General features: G+C 61.5%; 16 protein-coding genes. 11 read left to right on the top strand and 5 right to left on the bottom strand.

The window, feature by feature from the left end:
* Positions 1-3 precede the first annotated feature (3 nt).
* Together WS51_RS14095 and hda are read right to left on the bottom strand one after the other, a co-directional pair.
* On the bottom strand, positions 4-681 hold the full coding sequence (locus WS51_RS14095) for a histidinol-phosphatase (protein WP_006750664.1): 678 nt from the start codon (positions 679-681) through the stop codon (positions 4-6).
* An 11-nt stretch (positions 682-692) separates the two neighbouring features.
* Positions 693-1,427, bottom strand: a complete 735-nt coding sequence (gene hda / locus WS51_RS14100; protein ID WP_044844057.1) for a DnaA regulatory inactivator Hda — start codon at positions 1,425-1,427, stop codon at positions 693-695.
* 247 nt (positions 1,428-1,674) lie between these two features.
* On the opposite strand from hda, the gene purM reads away from it, so the two are divergent.
* Both purM and WS51_RS14110 read left to right on the top strand, forming a co-directional pair.
* Positions 1,675-2,730, top strand: a complete 1,056-nt coding sequence (gene purM / locus WS51_RS14105) for a phosphoribosylformylglycinamidine cyclo-ligase (protein ID WP_059451336.1) — start codon at positions 1,675-1,677, stop codon at positions 2,728-2,730.
* 108 nt (positions 2,731-2,838) lie between these two features.
* Positions 2,839-3,234, top strand: a complete 396-nt coding sequence (locus tag WS51_RS14110; protein WP_069229338.1) for a YybH family protein — start codon at positions 2,839-2,841, stop codon at positions 3,232-3,234.
* Positions 3,235-3,286: 52 nt separating this feature from the next.
* Here the strand turns inward: WS51_RS14110 and miaA are convergent, their stop codons facing one another.
* Positions 3,287-4,264, bottom strand: a complete 978-nt coding sequence (miaA, locus tag WS51_RS14115) for a tRNA (adenosine(37)-N6)-dimethylallyltransferase MiaA (RefSeq protein ID WP_059799599.1) — start codon at positions 4,262-4,264, stop codon at positions 3,287-3,289.
* Positions 4,261-6,255 carry a DNA mismatch repair endonuclease MutL gene (gene mutL / locus WS51_RS14120; RefSeq protein ID WP_069229339.1) on the bottom strand — a complete coding sequence of 665 codons (1,995 nt, stop codon included), beginning with the start codon at positions 6,253-6,255 and terminating at the stop codon, positions 4,261-4,263. The genes miaA and mutL overlap by 4 nt, the downstream gene beginning before the upstream one ends.
* 172 nt (positions 6,256-6,427) lie before the next feature.
* Between mutL and WS51_RS14125 the strand changes: the two genes are divergently transcribed.
* Positions 6,428-7,111 (top strand): DedA family protein, encoded by a 684-nt coding sequence (locus WS51_RS14125; protein WP_059768436.1) that lies wholly within the window; start codon positions 6,428-6,430, stop codon positions 7,109-7,111.
* 83 nt (positions 7,112-7,194) lie between these two features.
* On the opposite strand, the gene WS51_RS14130 is transcribed toward WS51_RS14125, so the two are convergent.
* Positions 7,195-8,007, bottom strand: a complete 813-nt coding sequence (locus tag WS51_RS14130) for a mechanosensitive ion channel family protein (protein WP_069229340.1) — start codon at positions 8,005-8,007, stop codon at positions 7,195-7,197.
* Between the two features lie 328 nt (positions 8,008-8,335).
* Here WS51_RS14130 and WS51_RS14135 point away from each other — a divergent pair, with 328 nt between their 5' ends.
* The 8 genes from WS51_RS14135 to WS51_RS14170 all read left to right on the top strand — a co-directional run bounded on the left by WS51_RS14135 (position 8,336) and on the right by WS51_RS14170 (position 23,301).
* The gene (locus WS51_RS14135; protein ID WP_059808443.1) at positions 8,336-9,139 is read left to right on the top strand and encodes an ABC transporter permease; all 804 of its coding nucleotides are present in this window, start codon (positions 8,336-8,338) and stop codon (positions 9,137-9,139) included.
* Positions 9,136-9,798, top strand: coding sequence for an ABC transporter ATP-binding protein (locus WS51_RS14140; RefSeq protein WP_059808379.1), 663 nt, complete (start codon positions 9,136-9,138; stop codon positions 9,796-9,798). Before WS51_RS14135 ends, WS51_RS14140 begins: the two co-directional genes overlap by 4 nt.
* On the top strand, positions 9,791-10,897 hold the full coding sequence (locus tag WS51_RS14145) for a KpsE/RkpR family capsule polysaccharide export protein (protein WP_059808383.1): 1,107 nt from the start codon (positions 9,791-9,793) through the stop codon (positions 10,895-10,897). Before WS51_RS14140 ends, WS51_RS14145 begins: the two co-directional genes overlap by 8 nt.
* A gap of 125 nt (positions 10,898-11,022) precedes the next feature.
* Positions 11,023-12,813: a polysaccharide biosynthesis/export family protein gene (locus tag WS51_RS14150; RefSeq protein WP_059808387.1), complete on the top strand. Its 1,791-nt coding sequence runs from the start codon at positions 11,023-11,025 to the stop codon at positions 12,811-12,813.
* A 134-nt stretch (positions 12,814-12,947) separates the two neighbouring features.
* Complete coding sequence (wecB, locus tag WS51_RS14155; RefSeq protein WP_069229342.1) at positions 12,948-14,129, top strand: non-hydrolyzing UDP-N-acetylglucosamine 2-epimerase; 1,182 nt, start codon at positions 12,948-12,950, stop codon at positions 14,127-14,129.
* 90 nt (positions 14,130-14,219) lie between these two features.
* Positions 14,220-15,488: a UDP-N-acetyl-D-mannosamine dehydrogenase gene (wecC, locus tag WS51_RS14160; RefSeq protein WP_069229343.1), complete on the top strand. Its 1,269-nt coding sequence runs from the start codon at positions 14,220-14,222 to the stop codon at positions 15,486-15,488.
* 70 nt (positions 15,489-15,558) lie between these two features.
* Positions 15,559-19,761, top strand: coding sequence for a glycosyltransferase family protein (locus WS51_RS14165; RefSeq protein ID WP_069229344.1), 4,203 nt, complete (start codon positions 15,559-15,561; stop codon positions 19,759-19,761).
* A gap of 117 nt (positions 19,762-19,878) precedes the next feature.
* Complete coding sequence (locus tag WS51_RS14170; protein WP_081333565.1) at positions 19,879-23,301, top strand: heparinase II/III domain-containing protein; 3,423 nt, start codon at positions 19,879-19,881, stop codon at positions 23,299-23,301.
* Positions 23,302-23,343 lie beyond the last annotated feature (42 nt).

A 23,343-nucleotide genomic window follows, 5' to 3' on the forward strand; every position in this document is an offset into this window, starting at 1 on the left:
CGTTCAGAAGAGATCGAGGATGCGCCAGCCGCGGTTGCTTGCATGCGCACGCAGCGTGTCGTCGGGGTTGGTCGCGATCGGGTCGGTGACTTTCTCGAGCAACGGGATGTCGTTGTGCGAGTCGCTGTAGAAATAGCTGTGTTCGAAGTCGTCCCAGTGCTTGCCGAGCGACGCGAGCCACGCTTCGGTGCGCACGATCTTGCCTTCGCGATAGCTCGGCGTGCCGGTCGGCCGGCCCGTGTACGGCGAGTCGGGATGCCCGTCGGTCGTTTCGACCTCGCACGCGATCAGCGTGTCGACGCCGAACGCGGTCGCGATCGGGCGCGTGATGAACTCGTTGGTCGCGGTCACGACGCAGCACAGGTCGCCGGCATCGAGGTGCTTGCGCACGAGCTCGAGCGCGGCGGGCGTCATCGCGGGGCGAATCACCTCGTGCATGTACTGCTCGTGCCATTCGGCGAGCTGCGCGCGCGAATACTTCGCGAGCGGCGTGAGCATCGCGCACAGGTACGCATGGATGTCGAGCTTGCCGGCCTTGTAGTCGGCGAAGAACTGATCGTTCTGACGCGAGAAGCTTTCCGCGTCGACGATGCCGAGCTTCACCATGAAGCGGCCCCATTCGTGGTCGCTATCGGTCGGGATCAGCGTGTGATCGAGGTCAAAGAGTGCCAGATTAGTCATGGATGCGCATTTTACTCGAAGCGGTTCGGGCCTGTGCCCGGCGGCGCGATGTCGTCGCCCGGGCGGGCCAGCATCCGGCGCAACAGCGGCAGCGTGACGGCGCGTTTCTGCTCGAGCGAGAAGCGGTCGAGCGCGTCGAGCAGCGCCATCAGGCTCGGCATGTCGCGGCGGAAATGGGTCAGCAGATAGGCGGCGATGTCGTCGGTGAGCGCGATCCCGCGCTCCTTCGCCGCGAGCTTCAGCACGGCGATCTTGCCGGCGTCGGACGGCGGCGACAGGTGAAACACGAGCCCCCAGCCGAGCCGCGTGCGCAGATCCTCGCGCACGTCGAGCGCGAGCGGCGCCGCGGGCCCCGCCGCGACGAACGCGCTCGACGGGTGCGCGCGGACCTCGTTGAACAGGTTGAACAGCGCGACCTGCTGGGTATCGCTCATCTTGTCGCAGTCGTCGATCGCATAGATGCCGATGCGCGGGTCGAACGTGAACGCGCCGAGCGGGCTTTGCGGCGTCAGGTAGCGCGCGTAGCCGTACGACGCGTCGCTCACGAGCGCCTGCAGCAGATGGGTGCGGCCGCTGCCGGGCTCGCCCCAGATGTAGAACGACCGGTCCGGCACGGGCCCTGCCGCGAGCGCGAGGTCGAGCTTCTGGAGCCGCGAGATGAGCTCGTCGTTCTCCTCATTCATGATGAAGTTGTCGAACGTGGCGGGCGGCGGCGTGCCGAGATCGAGCGTCAGTTGACGGGACACAACAGTCACAATGCGGGTCGGTTGATGAAACGCGCGCCGTACGCCGGGCACGCGCGGGGGGCTGCTCCGGTGCCTGCACACGCGGCCGCACGCACGGCGGCGCGCGGGTTTCGGCGCGGCTCGCGTGGCGATGAAAACGGGGACGTGTCGACCAAGATGCAATCCCTGACGATTCGGTGCTGGGAATTCCGGCCAACGGGCCGGCTTCGGGTAAAATCGCATTTTACCGACCTTCTCGCATTCCCCCATGAATCCTCCGAAATCCGCTCCCGACGCTCAGGGTCTGTCCTACCGCGACGCAGGCGTCGACATCGACGCGGGCGACGCCCTCATCGACAAGATCAAGCCTTTTGCGAAGAAAACCCTGCGCGACGGCGTGCTCGGCGGCATCGGCGGGTTCGGCGCGCTGTTCGAAGTGCCGAAGAAGTACAAGGAGCCGGTGCTCGTGTCGGGCACCGACGGCGTGGGCACCAAGCTCAAGCTGGCCTTTCATCTGAACAAACACGACACCGTCGGCCAGGATCTGGTGGCGATGAGCGTGAACGACATCCTCGTGCAGGGCGCCGAGCCGCTGTTCTTCCTCGACTACTTCGCGTGCGGCAAGCTCGACGTCGACACGGCCGCCACGGTCGTCAAGGGCATCGCGCACGGCTGCGAGCTGTCCGGCTGCGCGCTGATCGGCGGCGAGACCGCCGAAATGCCGGGCATGTACCCGGACGGCGAATACGACCTGGCCGGCTTCGCGGTCGGCGCGGTCGAGAAGAGCAAGATCATCGACGGCAGCACGATCGCCGAAGGCGACGTGGTGCTCGGCCTTGCGTCGAGCGGCATCCACTCGAACGGCTTCTCGCTCGTGCGCAAGATCATCGAGCGCGCGAATCCCGACCTGTCGGCTGATTTCCACGGCCGCTCGCTGGCCGACACGCTGATGGCGCCCACGCGCATCTACGTGAAGCCGCTGCTCGCGCTGATGCAGAAGCTGTCGGTGAAGGGCATGGCCCACATCACCGGTGGCGGCCTCGTCGAGAACATTCCGCGCGTGCTGCGCGAAGGCCTGACGGCCGAGCTCGACCAGAACGCTTGGCCGCTGCCGCCGCTGTTCAAGTGGCTGCAGGAGCACGGCGGCGTCGCCGACGCGGAAATGCACCGCGTGTTCAACTGCGGGATCGGGATGGCCGTGATCGTCGCGGCGGCCGATGCCGACGCCGCGATCGCCGACCTGACGGCCGCCGGCGAACAGGTGTGGAAGATCGGCACCGTGCGTGCGAGCCGCGAAGGCGAGGCGCAGACGGTCGTGGTCTGACGCACCGCACGCAGGATGCAGCAAGCAAAGCCGCCCGGAGTCGATCCGGGCGGCTTTTTTTCTGGCGTGGCCCCGCGTGTCGGCGGGGCCGCCGCAGGAGGAACGACGATGACCGAGGACGAACGCGCGATTCGCGATCTGGTGGAAATCTGGTTCGTGTCGAGCCGGCGCGGCGATCTGGCGACCGTGCTCGACCTGATCGCCGACGACGCGATTTTCATGGTGGCCGGCCAGCCGCCGTTCGACAAGGCAGCATTCGCGGCCGCGTCGTGCGATGCAAACGCGGCGGCGGGCAATGGGCCGAAGGTCGACGGCCGTTACCGGATCGACGAACTGCGCGTGATGGGCGACTGGGCGTACATGCGCAATTTCATCGAGATCGAGGCGACGCCCCCGGCCGGCGAGACGGTGCGCCGCGCCGGCCATACACTGACGATCTTCCGCAAGTCGGATGGCCGATGGCAGCTCGTGCGGGACGCGAATCTCGTGATGCTCGTGCACTGAGCGCGAGAAGCATCGCTGCCGGCCAGGATCGATGCGTATCGATCCGGCCCCGTCAGCGATCCTCGATACGGCCGTCCAGCACGCGCTCGAGCGCGTCGACGGCCCGGCCGGTCGAATCCGGCGCGATGCAGTCGACGACGACGCGCTCGGGCATCGCGCGCAGCCACGTGATCTGTCGCTTGCAGAGCTGGCGCGTCGCGAAGATGCCCTTGTCGCGCATCGTCCGGTAATCGGTGTCGCCGTCGAGGAATTCCCACACTTGCCGATAGCCGACGCAACGCATCGACGGCAGGCCGGGATGGAGATCGTCGCGGCGGCGCAGTCGCTCGACTTCGTCAATGAAGCCGGCGTCGAGCATCGCGTCGAAGCGTTGCGCGATGCGCGCGTGCAACACCGCGCGATCCGACGGTTCGAGCGCGACCGGCACGAAGCGGTAAGCGGCCGCCGCGTCGTCGATGCGCGTCGGCGCGGCGAGCAGTGCCGACATCGGCTGCCCGCTCAGCATGAACACTTCCAGCGCGCGCTGGATCCGCTGCGAGTCGTTCGGGGCGAGCCGCGCGGCCGTGGCCGGGTCGACCTGCGCGAGCCGCGCGTGCAGCGCGGGCCAGCCGTCGCGTGCGGCGTCGGCGTCCAGTTCCGCGCGCACGGCCGGGTCGGCCGTCGGCAGGTCGTTGAGGCCCTGCGTCAGCGCCCTGTAGTACAGCATCGTGCCGCCCGCGAGCAGCGGCGTGCGGCCGCGCGCGGCGATCTCGCCGATCACGCGCAGCGCATCCGCGCGGAAACTGGCGGCCGAATAGGCGTCGGCCGGGTCGATGATGTCGATGAGGTGGTGCGGCACGCTCGCGCGCTCGTCGCGCGTCGGTTTCGCGGTGCCGATATCCATGTCGCGGTAGACGAGCGCCGAATCGACGCTGACGATCTCGATCGGGCGGCGCGCGGCGAGCGCCAGCGCGGCCGCCGTCTTGCCGGAGGCGGTCGGGCCGAGCAGACAGGCGATCGTCGTAGGGCGGGGCTGCGATGAAGCGCTCATTGGCCGCGCATGAAGAGACGGTCGAGGTCGTTCAGCGTGAGCTGGTACCAGGTCGGCCGGCCGTGATTGCATTGGTCCGCGCGTTCGGTCGCTTCCATCTGGCGCAGCAGCGCGTTCATCTCGTCGAGCGTCAGACGCCGGTTCGCGCGCACCGCGTGGTGGCACGCGAGCGTGCCGAGCAGCTCGTGCTGGCGCTCGGTGAGCACGCGCGAGCCGCCGAACGCGTGCAGGTCGGCGAGCACTGCGCGCGCGAGCGACTGCAGGTCGGCGTCCTTCAGCAGTGCGGGCACGGCGCGGATCGCGAGCGTCGTCGGCGACAGCACCGCGAGGTCGAAGCCGAGCGATTCGAGCGTGTCGCGTTCTTCCTCGACCGTGCCGATTTCGACCGGCGTCGCCGTCATCGATATCGGCAGCAGCAGCGATTGCACGGCGACCGTGCGGTCGGCCAGCGCGTTCTTGAACTGTTCGTACAGGATCCGCTCGTGTGCGGCGTGCATGTCGACGATCACGAGGCCGTGCGCGTTCTGCGCGAGCACGTAGATTCCGTGGATCTGGCCGAGCGCGAACCCGAGCGGCTGCTCGTCATGCACGCTCGCGGCAGCGGGCGATGTGGCGAAGCCCGGCAGCGGCGCGACGGGCGCATTGGCCGCGTCCGCCGAATCGCGCGCGAGGGTCGTCGTGCCGTCCGGTGTACCCGCACCCGTGTCCTTGCGGCCGAACAGCGCATCGTAGAGCGCGAGCGGTTGCGCGACCGGCAGCGTGCCCTGCGTCATGCGTGCCTGACGCATCCACGTGTTGCCCGACGACGATAACCGCGCCGCCGAGAAGCCGCTACTGCCGCCCGTGCCGGTGGCCGTGCCCTGGCCGAGCGGCGTATTCAGGAACGATGCGGGGCTGCTTGGCGCCGGCGCGAGTTGCGCGGCATGGCCGCCCGCGGTGGTTTCCGGCGACGCGCCCGCATGACGCGCGAGTGCGCGCTGCACCGCGTGGAACACGTATTGGTGGATCGAGCGCGAATCGCGGAATCGCACCTCGATCTTCGACGGGTGCACGTTCACGTCGACGGCTTCCGGCGGCAGGTCGAGGAAGAGCACGTACGACGGATAGCGGTCGCCGTGGAGGACGTCCTCGTATGCCGCGCGCACCGCGTGCGTGAGCAGCTTGTCGCGCACGAAGCGGCCATTGACGAAGAAGTATTGCTGGTCGGCGCGGCCGCGGCTCGCCGTCGGCAGGCCCGCGCAGCCATAGACGGCCAGCGGCCCCGCCTGCTCGTCGAGCGGCAGGTGCGCGGTCGCGAAGCCGTCGCCGAGAATCTTCGCGACCCGCACCGCGGGCTCCGTCGCATTCCAGTGCTCGACGGCCTTGCCGTTGTGCAGCACCGAGATTGCGACGTCCGGCCGTGCGAGCGCTGCGCGGCGGATCATCTCGAGGCAGTGGCCGAACTCGGTCTGCTCGCTTTTCAGGAACTTGCGGCGCGCGGGCGTGTTGAAGTACAGCTCGCGCACCTCGATCGTCGTGCCGACCGCGCCGGCAGCCGGCGACAGCGCGCCGGTGGTCGCGTCGATCTTCGTCGCATGCGCGGCGTCGGCCGTGCGGCTCGTGATCGACATCTCGGCCACCGACGCGATCGACGCGAGCGCTTCGCCGCGAAACCCCAGCGTCGCGACGGCCTCCAGCTCCTCGAGCGAGCGGATCTTGCTCGTCGCGTGGCGCATCAGTGCGAGCGGCAGTTCGGCGGGCGGGATGCCGCAGCCGTCGTCGGTGATCGAGATGCGCTTGACGCCGCCTTCCTCGAGCACGATGCGCAGCGTCGTCGCGCCAGCGTCCATCGCGTTCTCGAGCAGCTCCTTGACGACCGACGCCGGGCGTTCGACGACCTCGCCGGCAGCGATCTGGCTGATCAACTGGTCGGGCAGGGGCTGGATCGCGCGCAGCGGGCGCGGAGCGGGGGCGGGCGCGGCGCCCGCGGCCGTTTCGGTGATTTCGGACATGGCCGAATTATAGCGAGGCGGCGCGGGCCTGCCGGGGGGCGGTGCCGGTTACGTTTTTTCACGGAGCCTTAAGGTAGTTTCGGTATGATGGCTCCGTTCCGCGCGCCGCCTTCTCCGGCGGGCATATCCGCATTTTGGCCGTTCGGGCCCTTTCGCCTTCGAGGAATCGCATTTGGATACGCTGCTTCATTTCGTCAACCTGGTCCTGCATATCGACGCGTTCCTCGGCGACTTCATCCGGCAGTACGGTGCGTGGGTGTATCTGGTGCTGTTCCTGATCGTGTTCTGCGAGACGGGCCTCGTCGTGCTGCCGTTCCTGCCGGGCGATTCGCTGCTGTTCATCGGCGGCGCGTTCGCGGCGACGGGCGACATGAACGTCGCCGCGCTCATCGTGTTGCTGCTCGTTGCGGCGACGGCCGGCAATACCGTCAACTACATGATCGGCCGCTGGATCGGGCCGAAGGTCTTCAATACGCATATTCCGGTGCTCGAGCGCTTCCTCGATCGCGCGGCGCTGCAGAAGACGCATACCTTCTACGACAAGCACGGCGGCAAGACGATCGTGCTCGCGCGCTTCATCCCGGTGGTGCGCACGTTCGCGCCGTTCGTTGCCGGCGCGTCGTCGATGAGCGTCGCGCGCTTCCAGCTGTTCAACGTAATCGGCGCGCTGGTCTGGGTGCTGCTGCTGGTGCTGCTCGGCTACTTCTTCGGCAATATTCCGTTCATCCGCCAGTATCTGAACGTGATTGTGCTCGCGGGGATCGGTGCGGCGATCGTGCCGGTTGCGCTCGGCGCGCTGTGGAAGCTGGTGCGCGGGCGGCGATCGGACAGCACGCCGAACGCGGGCGGGAACTGAGCCGGACGATTTCGCTTCGGCGCAGTGAAAGAGCGTGGCGGTTGCCACGCTTTTTTTTCGTCCGTGCGGGTCGCACCGTTTCGTCAGTTCGTGCGATGGAAGATCGGCGTTTCGGGCGTCGGGTATTGCGCGTCGCGGAACGTCTCGAGAATCACGCGGTTGGTATCGCAGTACACCTGCCAGTAATTCTCCGGTTGCGTCGACGGACGCACGAACAGGAGCGGACCTTCCGGCGTGAACTGCAGCACGCCGACATCCGGCGCCGGCACTTTCAGCACGTTCGGGATCAACTGGATCTGCGTCTTCAGGCGATTGATCGCATCGGCCGCGTCGACGCCGTTCGCGATCTTGGCGGTCAGGTCGACGCGGCGATGTGGCGTCGCGCTGTAGTTCGCGATGTTGTCCGAGAAGATCTTGTTGTTGCCGACGATCGTCACGACGTTGTCGGCGGTGACGATCGTCGTGCCGAACAGGCCGAGCTCCTTCACCGTGCCCGTGACGCCGCCCGCGCTGATCACGTCGCCGATCTTGAACGGACGCAGCACCTGCATGAACACGCCGGCGGCGAAGTGGGCAAGCAGCCCGCCCCAGGCGGTGCCGATCGCGAGGCCGAGGCCGGCGAGCAGCGCGGCGAACGACGTCGTCTGCACACCGAAGATCTGCAGGATCGCGAGGATCAGCAGGATCGTCAGCAGCACGCTGACGACCGAGGTCAGGTAGTCGGTAAGCGTCGGATCGACCTTGCCGCTACGGCGCACGACCTTGCCGAGCAGGCGCGTGGCGATGCGGATCGCCCAGCGGCCGACGAACCACAAGACGATCGCGGCGAGGAAGTTGAGGCCGAAGTCGAGGCCGCGGGTCATCAGGAATTGTTGGGCGGATTCCAAGGTTGGCATGGTGGCTCCGGGGTTCGATGAATCTGGCAGTTTAAAGCCGAATTTGGTCTGATTATTACTGCATTTTACGAGATGCTCATCCATGGCACCCGAGGGATGCGTTGCGCCACAACGAAGAGGTAGTTTTTACTGAAACACATTGATGCGTCATGTGAATCGAAAGCATGTATAGAAGAGTTAACAGGTTTAAACGCAAGGAAGTTTTCTTGCATGTAAGCTGGTACAATGCGGCGCCTCGGTAGTTTGAGGCGATTCAAGAATTCAGGAGCGCGGGAAAATATTCACCGCGCACGGGGCGCAAACGATAAACGTGGGACCGGGGTTGGGTATGGCAGAACCGCCAAACGGGGATTCCAGGCTAGGCGAAGCATTTGCTATTCAGCAAAGAGTAGTTTATGCATTGTTTTTGCGCGAACTGAAGACCCGGTTCGGCAAGCATCGGCTCGGGTATCTATGGGTGTTTCTCGAGCCTATCGTTCACATGCTCGTATTGTTCGCAATCCTAGGCTTGATCGCGAAACATACGATGCCCGGTATTTCGTTTCCGGTATTTCTCATCTGTGGCCTGGTCCCTTACTTCATGTTCATCAACATCGCGTTGCGATCGTTGAACGCACTGGAAGCGAATCTGGGATTGTTGAGCTACCGCCCGGTGCATCCGCTGGATACGCTAATAGCGCGCGCGGCGCTCGAGTGCATTATCAGCGCAGTTGTCCTGGTTGTATTGCTGGTTATTCTCGGCCTTGGCGGTCAGCCGGTTCAATTGGGCGATATTCCCGAGCTCGCGGCGATTTGGATGGTTCTTGTGCTTCTGGGACTGGGTATCGGGATCATGTTCATGGTTATAGGCCACGAATTTCCGGTCAGCGAGAAGGTTATCCCATTGTTCATGCGCCCGCTCTATTTCACCAGTGCGGTGATGTACCCGCTGACGACCATTCCGCCGGAATACCGTGGCTGGGTATTGTGGAATCCTCTCGTTCATATTCTTGAGCTGTTGCGGCATACGATCGTGCCTGCATACGCGGTCGAAAACGTCGGTCTCGCCTACCCCGCGTTCTGCTCGCTTGTCGTTCTGTTCGCTGGTATGGCCCTTTACAAAGCGCGTGAACCGTCCCTGCTGCGATCATGATTCGACTCGAGAATCTCACGAAATCGTATAAGACGCCGTCAGGCCGACACTACGTCTTCAAGGACGTCAATATCGAAGTGCCGTCGGGGAAGAGTATTGGCCTGATCGGGCGTAATGGCGCCGGCAAGAGCACGTTGCTCAGCATCATAGGCGGTATCGATCGACCCGATCGCGGCCGGGTCGTGACGAACAGGCGGATCTCGTGGCCAGTCGGTCTCGCGAATGGATTCCAAAGCAGCATGACGGGGCGCGAGAACGTCAAGTTTGTCGCGCGCCTGTACGCGAGCAAAGGCGAGCTGGCGGAGAAGGTGCAGTTTGTGGCGGATTTCTGCGAACTCGGCAAATTCTTCGACATGCCGATCCGTAGTTATTCGACCGGCATGCGAGCTCGACTGGGTTTTGGACTCTCGATGGCGTTCGACTTCGATTACTACGTGATCGACGAGGTGACGGCGGTCGGCGATGCCGTGTTCAGAAAGAAAAGCGAGGCGCTGATGATGGCCAGGCGTGCCGTCAGTCAGTTCATTTTTGTGTCGCACGGCCTCGATGAGGTGAGTCGAGTCTGCGATGTCGGATTGCTGATCGGCAACGGGAAAGTCACGTACTACCCCGATGTGAATGAGGCGATCGAAGTTTACAAGCAAGAAAACAATGTCTGATTGGTTGGGGAAGCTGCGCGGGCATCGGCTGCAGATATCGCTTGTCGCGGTACCGCTTGTCGTTTGCGGGTTGTATCTCGGTCTGGTTTCGCGGGATCGGTACGTCAGTGAATCGCAGGTGCTGGTGAAGGACTCGGGGCGTTCTGTCGGGACGGGGCTGAATATTCAGGCACTGCTTGGCGGCGGGGGAGATGCGTCGGCGCGGGACGACGCTGTTGTCCTCAAGCAGTACATCGAATCGCCGGACATGCTGGCGAAGGTGGATGCACGGCTGAAGCTGAAGGAGGCATTCGGCCATGTCGGATTCGATTTGCTCAACCGTCTTTCGCCAAACGCAACGCGCGAGGAAACGCTGAAGTACTACCTGCGGCGTGTCAGCGTGGAAGTAGACGACAAGACGGGGTTGTTGACGATTCGGACACAAGGTATGTCGCCGGCGTTCGCGCAGACGTTTAACCGAACGTTGCTGACTGAAAGCGAGACCTTCCTGAACGAGTTGTCGCACCGGATTTCGCGCAACGACATGAATTTCGCGCGCGAAGAAATCGATCGTTCGTATGAGGAAGTCAAGGCGGCGCGAGATTCCGTGATTGCATTCGAAAACAAGACCGGCATGCTTGACCCGACTGCCAGCGCGGAGGCGGGCGGCCGCATGGTAGTCGAAATGCAATCGAAGCAGGCAGAACTCGAAGCGGAACTGCGCAACCTGCAGACGTACATGAATGACGATGCGCCGCCGGTCGTAGCGAAGCGTAACGCGCTATCGGCGCTCGTCGCGCAGATTGCCGTCGAGCGAGCCAAGCTCAGTGCGCCTGGCGATGGAAAGATGAACCGTACGGCCGCGCAGTACGCGGAACTGAAGTCCCGGCTCCAGTTTGCGACCGATCTCTACAAGGTATCGCTGTCGACGTTTGAAAAGGCTCGAATTGAATCGGGACACAAGGCAAAGAGCCTGTCCGTGATCGTAACGCCCAGCCTGCCGGAAGAGGCCGAGTATCCGCGCAAGCTTCACATCATGATGTCGCTCGTTGTCGGATTGTTGTTGTTGTTCGGTGTCGTGAGGCTTGCGCAGGCGATTATCGAAGATCACCGGACGTAACGGATACAGCTGCTGCCGGAGTCACATCGGGAGGCGGTTCGCACCAACTTGAATGGCTGGTACAGCGTCGTTGCCGGTGACCGGGTAGCGAATGCAAGCAGGCATCGACGAACGAAAACATTGAGATGACCAATCTATCAAGAAGCCGAAAGGCATTGATTGCCCTGATGCTGGGCGCCTCGAGCACCACGGGTTGGGCCGGAATCAGCGACACGCTGTTCGGGCTCTCGGGGACCGAGAGCGACAGCAGTGCGATCTCGTCGAAGGCTGCAGGTGACGGTGGGCAGCGTGGCGCTGCTCCGACGGGTTTCGGCTACAACCCCGATGACACGGGGGCAGCGGCGATGATGCTTCAAGGCGGCAGGGTCTTGCGTCAGCAAGGCGGACCCGGCGGTGCGGCACCGAGCCCTGTCGATATGAGCGTCGCACCGCAGGCGCCGAACAGCATGTTCGGCTCGCAGCTGTTCGGCGGAACGTTTCACAATAGTCGCGGGACCGGATTCAACCCGGGTTATCAGGTCAGCATCGGAGATACCGTCACGCTGAGAATGTGGGGCGCTTTTGCATTCGACGGACAACTGACCGTCGATCCGCAAGGGAATATCTTTGTGCCGAACGTCGGGCCCGTTACGGTCGCCGGTATTCGGAATGCCGATCTGAATGGACGTGTGCTGAATGAAGTGCGCAAAGTCTACAAGGCGAACGTGAATGTGTACGCAAGCCTCGACGTCGCGCAGCCGGTGAAGGTGTTCGTCACCGGGTATGTCAAGCAACCGGGCATGTATGGAGGCATCGCGTCGGAGAGCATCCTCTCCTACCTCGACAAGGCCGGCGGCGTCGACGTAGACCGAGGCAGCTATGTGGACGTCGTCGTCAAACGCGGCGGGGCGGTGCGAAAGCGTTTCAACCTGTACGACTTCTTGCTGAACGGCGAGATTGACCAGTTGCAACTGGCCGACGGCGACGTGATCGTCGTCGGGCCGCGCGAACATGTCTTCACGGTGCGAGGCGAGGTCTACAACGCGTACGACTTCGAATTTGCGACGCCTGTCATTACGCTTCAGCAGGCGCTTGCGGTCGCGCGGCCGAAGCCCGGCGCAACGCATGTCAGCATCGTGCGCCGTCAGGGCACCGAGCGGACCACCGAGTATTACTCGATCTCGAACGCATCGAACGTCAGACTCAACGACGGTGATCAGCTCACGGTCACCTCCGATCGCTACGCCGGCACGATCCAGGTGCGCGTGGAGGGGGCGCATTCCGGACAGCATGCATTGGTGCTGCCGTATGGATCGACGATGGCCCAGGTCCTGAGCCAGATCCACGCCAATCCGCTGTCACGTGTGGACGAGGCCCAGTTGTTCCGCAAGTCGGTGGCCGACCGGCAAAAGGAAATGCTGGGTGTCGAATTGCAGAAGCTTCAGGAGGCGGCATTGTCGGCTCCGTCCGCCACGAGCGAGGAGGCGAATCTGCGCTCGAAGGAAGCGGAGAACATCACAAAGTTTGCCGCGCTCGCGAGCAAGACCGAGTTCAAGGGGCAGGTCGTGCTCAACGAGCGGACGATGGGCAACGTCATTCTCGAGGATGGCGATGTCATCAACATCCCGGAGAGAACCAGCGTCGTCATGGTGCATGGAGAGGTGCTTTTCCCGAACGCAGTTGAATGGCAATCGGGCATGACGGCAAGTGACTATGTGGCTCACGTCGGCGGTTATACGCAGAAGGCCGACAACAGCAAGATCATCGTGATTCATCAGAACGGCAAAGCAGAACTGGCCGATAGCGGTACGAGAGTCGAGGCCGGCGATGAACTCATGGTGTTGCCGAAGGTGAAGTCGAAGAGTATCGAGATCACGCGCGGGATTACGCAGATCCTGTATCAGATGGCAGTGGCCGCGAAGCTGATCTTCTGGTGATGTCGCAGCATGTCACATGACGCGCAGAGCGCGCGTCGTGTGACACCGAGAGGGCCGCGGGCGGTTCGTTGGCACGAGCGCACCGGCAGATTGCTCCTTCGGGGGCCCGTAAAATAATAGCAACGATAAATATCATGAAAATTCTGACCGTGTTTGGCACGCGGCCGGAGGCGATCAAGATGGCGCCGCTGGTACACGCGCTGAGGGGGAAGCCGGATGTGGAGTGTCGCGTATGCGTCACCGCACAACACCGGCAAATGCTGGATCAGGTACTCGAACTTTTTGAGTTAAAGCCGGATTACGACCTTAACCTGATGAAGGCGGGTCAAACGCTTCAGTCCATTACCTGCGATATCGTGAACGAGATCACGCCCGTTCTCGCGTCGTATCGACCGGACTACATGCTCGTGCATGGCGATACGACGACTACGTTCGCGAGCGCGCTTGCAGCGTTCTACCTGAAGATCAAGGTGGGGCACGTCGAAGCTGGGCTGCGTAGCGGAGACATGTATTCGCCTTGGCCCGAAGAAGGCAATCGGAAGCTGACAGGGCAATTGGCCGACATTCATTTCGCGCCGACCGAGGCATCGCGTGAGAACCTCATCGCAGAACGGGTGCGCGATGCGGACATCATAGTGACGGGCAATACGGTGATCGATGCGTTGTTGACGGTCACACGTAGGCTCGAACACGATCAAATTCTGCGCCGCCAGATGCGCGATGCATTTCCGGCGCTGGAAGACGATCGCCGCATGGTGCTGGTCACGGCTCATCGCAGAGAGAACTTCGGAGAAGGGATCCGGAATATCTGCCAGGCGATCCGGGAACTAGCTGCGCACTATGCGGACGTCGATTTCGTTTATCCGGTTCATCTGAATCCGCAGGTCAAGCAACCCGCCGAGGAAATACTGTCCGGCGTGCCCAACGTCCATCTGCTCGATCCGCAGGATTACCTGCCGTTCGTCTATCTGATGTCGCGTTCGACGCTGATCCTGACCGATTCGGGCGGGATTCAGGAGGAGGCGCCGTCGTTGGGCAAGCCCGTGCTTGTCATGCGTGATACGACGGAGCGGCCCGAAGCGGTCGCTGCCGGCACGGTTCGCCTCGTGGGCTCCGACACGGGGAGGATCGTCGCATCCTGCCGTGAACTGCTTGATGACGCCGAACGCTACGGGGAAATGGCGCGCGCACACAATCCGTATGGCGACGGCCGGGCATGCGAGCGCATTGTTCGCCATCTTGCCGGCGAAAGCCGTCGCAATGATCTGCAGCCGTTCTCGTCGGCCGTCGATACGGTCCGGGCGTTTGCCGGCTAATGCCGCACGCACCGACAGTGTTAGATCAGTTCTGATCCGCGCGGTACGCCGAACAGGCGCCGCACCCCCGTACATCATCAGGGACGTTCCGTGAAAAACACCATTCAATCGATATCCGTCATCGGACTCGGGTACATCGGCCTTCCGACCGCGGCCGTACTCGCATCGCGCAAGATCAAGGTCATCGGTGTCGACATCGATCAGCACGCTGTCGACACGATCAATCGTGGCGAGATTCATATCGTGGAGCCCGAACTGGACATCGTCGTACATGCAGCCGTGAAGGAAGGATGGCTGCGCGCGACGACTCGTCCCGAGCCCGCGGATGCTTTCATGATCGCTGTGCCAACGCCGTTTCATGGCGCATTCGAACCGGATCTGTCGTATGTCAAGGCCGCGAGCGAATCGATCGCGCCGGTTCTGAAGAAAGGCGACATCGTCATCCTCGAGTCGACCTCGCCCGTCGGTACGACAGAGCAGATGGTCGAGTGGCTGGCGCGCGCGCGGCCGGATCTGGTGTTTCCCGAGAAGGAACGGGGCGAGTGCGACGTCTACGTTGCCTACTGCCCCGAGCGTGTTCTTCCCGGGCAGGTCATTCGTGAACTGATCGAAAACGATCGCGTGATCGGCGGTGTGAATCCGCTTTCCGCCGTTCATGCGCAGGAGGTCTACCGCACTTTCGTCAGTGGCCAGTTGCTGGTGACGGACGCTCGGACGGCCGAAATGTCGAAGTTGACCGAGAACGCATTCCGCGACGTCAATATCGCGTTCGCCAACGAGCTTTCGCTCATTTGCGACAAGCTCGACATCAACGTGTGGGAGCTGATCGATATTGCGAATCACCATCCGCGGGTCAATATCCTGCAGCCCGGACCGGGCGTCGGAGGCCACTGCATCGCGGTGGATCCGTGGTTCATCGTTAACAGGACGCCGGATCAAGCGAAGTTGATTCGTCAGGCTCGCGAAGTGAACGATTCGAAACCGCACTGGGTGATCGACAAGGTGCGGGCCGCAGTCGATTCGCTGTGCGAAGCAGGAAAAAACCGGCACGACGTTCGAATCGCATGCTTTGGACTCGCGTTCAAGCCGAACATCGACGACTTGCGGGAAAGCCCGTCACTCGATATTGCGCACAAGCTTTCCGACGCGTATCCGGAGCAGGTGATCGTTGTCGAACCCCATATCGACGCCATTCCGGAAAAGCTTGAGTTGCGCGGCGCACGGTTGATGGACCTGGACGAAGCGCTCGCACGCGCGGATGTCCTTGTCATGCTGGTCGATCACGCGCAGTTCAAGGCGTTGAAACCCGAATTGCGCGAGACACAACGACTCGTCGACACCAAGGGCGTCTGGGATTGAATTGCTCATGTCGGCGCTTCGCGCATGACGCGGGAACGCAAAGACAATTTGAAAAGACGGGGAAGTCGGGATGAGCATGAAGGTCGATATCGGGGCAGGTGAAGGTCGCGACGAGGTGGCCGCTTTGCGACGCGAGCGCGATCGGTATGCGGCACTATGCGCGGCACTACGGGCCGAACGCGCCGCGCAGGACGAGCTTGTATCGCGGCTCGAGGCCGAAGCCGCGCAGTTGCGCAAGGCGCAGGCAAGTGCGGCAGGTGTCGACGCAGCACTGGAATCGATGAGTGCCGAAGGCGCCACCGCGACGACACGGTATCAACAGGCCATCAGCGATCTCACCAGCAGATTCGACGGTTTGAAGGCGTTGCGCGATCGGGAGGAGGAGACTTTTCGGCAGTACCGAACCGACTCGGACATCACGATTGAATCTCTCGCAGCCGAGCTTTCGCGATACGGCCGGACGATCGGCGACTTGACCAGTGAGATCGATGCGGCGAAGGAGGTCGCACGCAAACACGAGCTATTGCACGCTGCCGGCATCGCCGCCCTCGAACAACAAGTCGCGGCCTTGGAGGCCGAACGCGAGGCCCGCGCGATCGAGAGGCAGGAAATGGGATCGATGCTGTCCGTGCTGCGCTCGGAAAGCAAGGCGTCGTCCGCGAATCTCGAGAGAATGAAGCTGGATGCCGTTCGAAACAGGATGGCGCTCACCGAGGCGAACGCGCAGATCGAGCGGCTGCGCCAGCAGTTGATCGCGGCAAATCAGCAGGTGCTCCGGACGAAGAACACCCTGTCATTTCAGCTCGGGCACGCGCTGATATTCGGCACCAAGTCGTGGCGCGGCTTCTTCGCTATCCCGGGCAAACTGCTGGCGATCCATCGTCTGTCGAAGCAGCGTCGCGATGACAAGCAGGCAAGAGCGCTGAAGAGCGCCAGCGCTCGCCCCATGCTCCAGGCCGTACCGGCGTCATCGCGCCCGGACGCTGTCGAGCCCGTGGCGGTCGCCGCACGTGCGCGATTGAAGGGCTTGCTCGAGGACGATGGTCAGCAACTTGCTCACCGGATGAAGCAACTCAAGGTCGCGGCCATCATGGACGAATTCACGTTCGGCTCGTACGACCCGGAGTGCAATCTGTTGCAATTGACGCCCGCTCACTGGCACACCGAACTCGGCGCGTTCAATCCGGACATGCTGTTCATCGAATCGGCATGGCGCGGCAAGGATGATCTGTGGGGAAGCAAGGTCGGCCACCTGAGTCAGGAAGTCGTCGGCATCGTCCAATGGTGCCGCGATCATCAGGTTCCGACGATCTTCTGGAACAAGGAAGATCCGGTTCATTTCGAGACGTTTCTCACAACGGCGAAATTATTTGATTTCGTCTTCACGACGGATATCGACTGCATTCACCGCTACAAGGCCGCGTTGGGTCACGATCGGGTGTATCTGCTGCCGTTCGCGGCTCAACCGCTTGTCAACAACCCCGTCGAGAAGTACGAGCGGAAGGATGCGTTCTGCTTTGCCGGGGCCTATTACGTGCGTTATCCGGAGCGAACGAGGGATCTGGGAAATTTCATCGTCAACCTGCCCGAATTCCGGCCGCTGGAAATCTACGACAGAAACTACGGGAAAAGCGATGCGAATTACCAGTTTCCGGAGGAGTACCAACCCTTCGTCGTCGGCAACTTGCCGTATGCGGAGATCGACAAGGCGTACAAGGGTTATCGGTACGCGATCAATCTCAATTCGATAAAGCAATCCCAGTCGATGTTCGCGCGCCGCGTCTATGAGCTCCTGGCGTCGAATACGATCACGATCAGCAACTTCTCGCGCGGTGTGCGGCTGATGTTCGGTGATCTCGTCGTAACGAGCGATAGCGGCGCAGAGATCCGGCGACGTCTCGATGCTTTGGCCGCCGATGGAACGAGCGCAAGGAAGCTCCGCCTTGCCGCTCTTCGCAAGGTGATGCTCGAGCATACGTATCAGGACCGACTCGCTTACGTTATCTCTAAAGTCAGCGAGGAGACTTTGCCATCGCTGCTTCCGCAGATCATCGTGGTCGCTCACGCGAAGGACCAGACGCAAGCCGACTGCGTGCTCCATTCGTTCGCGCGCCAGCAATATCAGGCAAAGATGCTCGTGCTCGTCGTACCGGACCAGTTCCAACCCGCAGGCGTGCCGGAAGGCGATACGGTACGCGTACTGTCGGCGCTTGAATCCGATGCGGTAATGTTGCAGACGTTGGCATCGCCTGCCGCGTGGCTATCCGTGATGGTCGCGGACGATTACTACGGCATTCACTATCTCACTGATCTCGCACTCGCGACGCGATACTCGCAGGCGCTTGCGATCGGCAAGGTTGCCCAGCATGTGTGGTCGAGCAGCAAGGGCTTGTCCCTGCTTCGCGAGGATGCAGCATACACATCTGTTGACGCGGTGGACGCGCGATCGGGTATCGCTCGTTTCGATACATTGCCGGCAGTTTCGTTGCGTGCGTGGGTGAGGGGACTGTACACCGCGCGGTTCGAGCATCAATCATGTTTCGCGGTCGACGAGTTCAACTATTGCCGAAGCGGTGTTGCGCTGGACGAAACTGGCCGCGCGGCTGTGGACGACGCCGTTCTCGCCGATCACGGGCTAACGCTCGGCGAAATACAGCGCAGAGCGGAATCGGTTGCTCCGGAGCGACTCGATAGCAATGCCCTTCCGCAACTGCGCGGTAGCGACCTGGCGTCGCTGCTCGCGAAGGCGCCGGTGAACAGCCGCGTGTCGATGGTCGAACGCGGCGGCTGCCTGCAAGTCGATTCGGCGTTGCCGGATGGGGCGCACGAATACTGGTATGCCGATCGCGATTTTTCACCATCCGACCTGTCGGTCGAAAACGGGAAGCTGCAGTTCCATCTCGACGTTTCGCCAGGGTTGAACATTCAGATCGTCGTATTGTTTCTCGATCGTGAGAAGGCGCGGATCGGCCATGTCGTGAAAGCGTCGAATCGCAATCACGATGTCGAGGTGCCGGCAGGCACCGCTTTGCTGCGGATCGGCTTGCGGGTATACGCCAGTGGATCCGCGCGCGTTCAGTCGCTGCTGCTCGGCCATCGTTCTCTTCTGCCGGCGGACGTATTTTCTCAGGGACAGCATCTTGTACTGACGAACCACTATCCGGCGTACGACGATCTGTATCGAAACGCATTCGTTCACAGCCGCGTTCGCGCCTATCGGGAAAATGGCGTGCGATGCGATGTTTTCCGATTCCGTGATGAACAGACGGTGGAGTACCAGGAGTTCGAAAATGTCGACGTGATGACAGGTGGCGCGGAGGTGCTGGAGCGATTGCTCGAGACTGGGCGATACCAGTCGGTGCTAGTCCACTTCCTTGATGAGGCGATGTGGCGTGCGCTGAAACCATACGCCGATCGGTTGAAGATCGTCGTCTGGGTTCATGGTGCCGACATCCAGCGCTTCGAGCGCCGCGCATTTCTCTATGACGATGCGGAGCAACGTTCCGCTGCTGCGTTGAAGAGCGAACGGCGTGTGCAATTCTGGCGAAGCGTGCTGACGGACAGGCCGCGATCACTTCATTTGGTCTTTGTCTCGAAGTATCTCGCGGTTACCGCAATGGAAGACCTCGGACTGATGCTGCCGGACGATGCGTACAGCGTTATCCACAATCCGATCGATACCGCGCGATTCGATTACGTCGAGAAAGATGCCGAGTTGCGCTGGAAGGTGCTGTCCATCCGACCATACGCATCGAAGGTCTATGCCAATGACCTGAGCGTCGGCGCGATTCTCGCGTTGTCGGCCAGGCCGGAATTCGACTGCATGCAGTTCCACTTGATCGGAGACGGTGCGCTATTCGATGAAACCGTCGCGCCATTGCGTGGATTCTCGAATGTGCGGATCGAGCGGCGTTTCTTGACGCAACGCGAGATCGCCGACCTGCACAAGGAGTACGGCGTGTTCCTGTGCCCGTCGAGAATGGATACTCAGGGCGTTTCACGCGACGAAGCAATGGCATCGGGCCTTGTCCCCGTCACGAATGGGATTGCTGCCATTCCGGAGTTCGTCGACGAAACGTGCGGTGTACTCGTACCCGCGGAGGATACGAAGGCACTCGTGAACGGATTGCTCAAGCTCGTCCGGGACCCGCGACTGTTTGCAGAGATGAGCGCGAATGCGGCGCGGCGCGTTAGACGGCAGAGTGCTCAGGACGTGGTGATTCGACGCGAGCTCGCATGCTTTGCGGGCGACCGGGCCGCGGTCCGGCAATGATTCCCGGTGCTATATCGGGTACCACGCATGCCCAGACCGGGCGAGGCCAAGAGAGATACAGGTGCGTGACGTTGGCGACTGGAGCCGCACCGTCGACAGGAACAGCAGCGGGGAAAGATGGCTGACCAATACATGGATCGCGTCGTATTGAGCGAACGCAACTCGGTGATCTACTGCGCCGCGAGCGTCGGGGCGAAGACGTCGGTCGAACTCGGCGCAACGATTGCCGGAGGATTGCCGGACGGCACGAACCTGATTCTGCTCGTCAACGGTGACGCGTTAACGGAGCAACACGCGACGGACATCGGATTCGTGCCGACAAGGGGCGGCTATTACCAGTACCTGAAGCCGTCGGTGAACAAAGAGCGACTGTGCCACGTGTTCGATATCGTGCCGGAAGTCACCACGGTCAGCATTCGACTGTGGGGTATTGGCGTACCGCCCGTCGTGCTGGACGACATTCGCTTGACTGGCGTCGAATCGGGCGACGTCCGATTCTTGTCCGCTCGCCCGCGGCGTATCGTCAAGAAGTGGGAGTCGTTTGGCGGACATCAGCACGGACTGGTTGCCGCGAACCTATTGCTCGCTAAGCATGCATGCGGCCCGACATGTATCGTGCATTGCAACAAATGGTTCGACTCGATGGATGGCTATGAGCAGCGGACGAAGCGCTCAGAGTTCGGGCGCGACGACGTTTATGTCGAACGAAACACTGGCGAGCTGATTCCTGCGAGTATCCTGCGTGCGCAGCCCGCAATGCTTGAAATTCCCGCATCGATCGACTTGTATTGGTCCGGCATCGACGACAAGTCACGCAATATGGTGCGCAAGGCGAGGAGGCTCGGTTACGAGTATCGGGCAGTCGATCCTGGCGAATACGGGCAGGACATTTACGAAATTCGGACGTCGGATCCCATGCGGCAGGGCCGACCGATTCCCGAGTATTACTACAAGAATCCACCCGAGAATGTCTTGACATCGAGTGCCGTCGGTTGCCGGTTGCATACCGAGCGTTTCTACGGCGTATTCAAGGGCGATCGGCTGGTCGCATACATCACGCTCTTTCTCTTCGGCGAGCTTGCACAGATCAATCATTTGCTGTGCCATCGAGATCACGCCAGCAGCGGAGCGATGAATCTCACTGTGTTTCACGTCGTCGACGAGCTCATTCGGTATCACTCCGAGGTGCGGGTCGTCAACTATCTCTACATTGGTCAATCCTCCGGCGGGATCAATCATTTCAAGAAGAGTGTCGGCTTTCGCGATACGGCCTTCATGACCTACGACAGCGTGATCGAGATGTATCCTCGGCGTCGGCCGGATCCGTTGCCGACTGTCGAATCGACGCCAGCATCGGCGCAATCGTCCAAGCCGAAGGTCAAAGATGCCAGCTGGACGTTTGTGCGCGAACAGGTCGGCGGCGAGATCATGCAGGCGATCGAGAGCCGTATCGGCCGTCGTGTTGCGCGTCTACCGATGCCCGTCTATCAGGAATTCGAACGCTACTTGTCCCGCGGATTGAGCGAGACGGTAATCGACTGGATGGAGGGAAGTTGCTTCGCGGTACCTTTCCCCGATCGGATTCCGGATACCGACGATCGCCTCTGCAACTACATGCGACGGCGGTTCAAGCAAAGCCCGATATCGGACGACGGTTTCGAAACGGCGTTCAAGGGCAGCGATTTTCGCGCGCTGGGCTACTTCCTGGTCAGCGATGACGATGCATTGTTTTTCCGGGGTTTACTGGTGGTCGAGAAACTGACGCCAGTAGGAAACAGCCATGTCCGCGGTCTGACCGAAGCGTTCGAGAAGTTCGGAAAGGGCGGTTTGCGTGCGGATTCGATCGTGCGCAACAAGCCGCAGGGAACATTCCTGGCGCGAGATCGCTTCATGGCTTCCGTTCCGACCGATATATCGTCGCTGGATCGCGTCTGTCTCACCGACGACTATCAGCCATTGCCCGAAGGGTGGCGCGTCGGAAACATCGCGAAGATGTCATTTCCGTATTCGACGGCAATCGTTGATGTCGAACTGGACGAGAAGTTCGCATGGAATTCGGAACTGCCGAACAACTCGGTGCGCATGTGGTACTACTCGTTGATCTATATCGGGCGTCTGCTCGCGACATACCGGCAGTCCGGCGATTCCGCACCCCTGGATCTGGCCTTGTCATTGATGTCGGACTATCTCGATTATGTGACCGTCGCCGAGCATCGTGCAGCGGTTAACGGGATTGCGTCCGCGGATCATGCTACGGCCGAACGGTTGAAGGTAATGCTGGCGCTGCATCAGATCATCAGGCGTTCAGAGGATCCTCGTTCCGTCGCCCTGGTGCCGCGACTGCTTGCCGAAATGCATTACTGCGCCGAATGGCTGACCGAGGAGGCCAATCTGGGTGTTGGCAACCATCAACTTATGGGCTGCATGTCGCTGATGTACATGTATTCGCTGCTGTCGAACGAGGCGGGCGCGATATATCTCGACACCGCGCTGCGCCGTGTGCGCTCGCTGCTGGAGGAGTCATTCGACAAGGACGGCTTGTGTAACGAGAATACGATCGGTTACCACAATTTCAACCTGTCGTTGTACACGAAGATTCACGAAGCGCTCGGAAAGCTGGGAATCGCGGCGGAGATGCGAGCCGACATCGAACCGTTGCTCGACAAAGCAATGCGTGCGCTACGGCTCGCAATTTTTCCCAACGGCCTGATTCCGCCCATCGGAGACTCCCCTCGATACGACTCGCGCGTCACTTCGGTCAATGAATCGTTCTGCTTCTTCGAGTCCGGGTTTGCGGTGGTCAAGCGTGACGACTTCTATTTGTCCTTGATCTGCGGCGGCCGGACGAATTGGCACAAGCACATGGACGACACGGCGATATATCTGCAGTACCGGGGCGAAGACGTGTTTATCGATGGTGGAAGCTATTCTTACGATCAGCGCAATCCGCACACTCGGTGCATTACCTCTTCGGCGGGTCATACCGGCGTGTTTCTCTCCCAGTTCGACGGGCTGCCGCGATACGAACTGATCGCGAAGTATGGACCGGTATCGGGGCGCATCGAGCGGTTCGAGGAGAGTAATGACGGCGTGCGCATCGAGTGCACATACTCCGTTCCCGGATGCTGGACGAGTTTCCGGAGATTCTTGTTCGTCCACTGGCTAGGCGAGGTTGTCATCGTGGACAGGATCAAGACACCGAATCCCTCGGATGGCGTGCAGCGCTTTCTTTTGGCGCCGCAGGTTTCCGCACACGCTGAGCAAGGAATCATTCGACTGCAGGGTGAAACGTTTAACGGAGCGATCATCCACTCGTCGCAGCACGTGGACTTCTACCGAGGCGAGCAGGACAGGCAAGTCCGAGGATGGAGTACGTACGATTTCGGCGAAATCGCGCCGACTACCGGTATCGACCTGAGCAGAGGCCGGATCGAAGGTGAATTTTCGTCGATCGTCGTGCTGAACGGTACGGATCCCGAAGAATGCTCGGATCGCGCACGAGCATTTGCGAATAAATCGGATCCGTTCTTCGCGGATTGACCGGTCGTTACCGATCTTCGCATTGTGCTTACCCGGTTTACG

Source organism: Burkholderia territorii (genome assembly GCF_001718335.1).
Taxonomy (GTDB): Bacteria; Pseudomonadota; Gammaproteobacteria; order Burkholderiales; family Burkholderiaceae; genus Burkholderia; species Burkholderia territorii.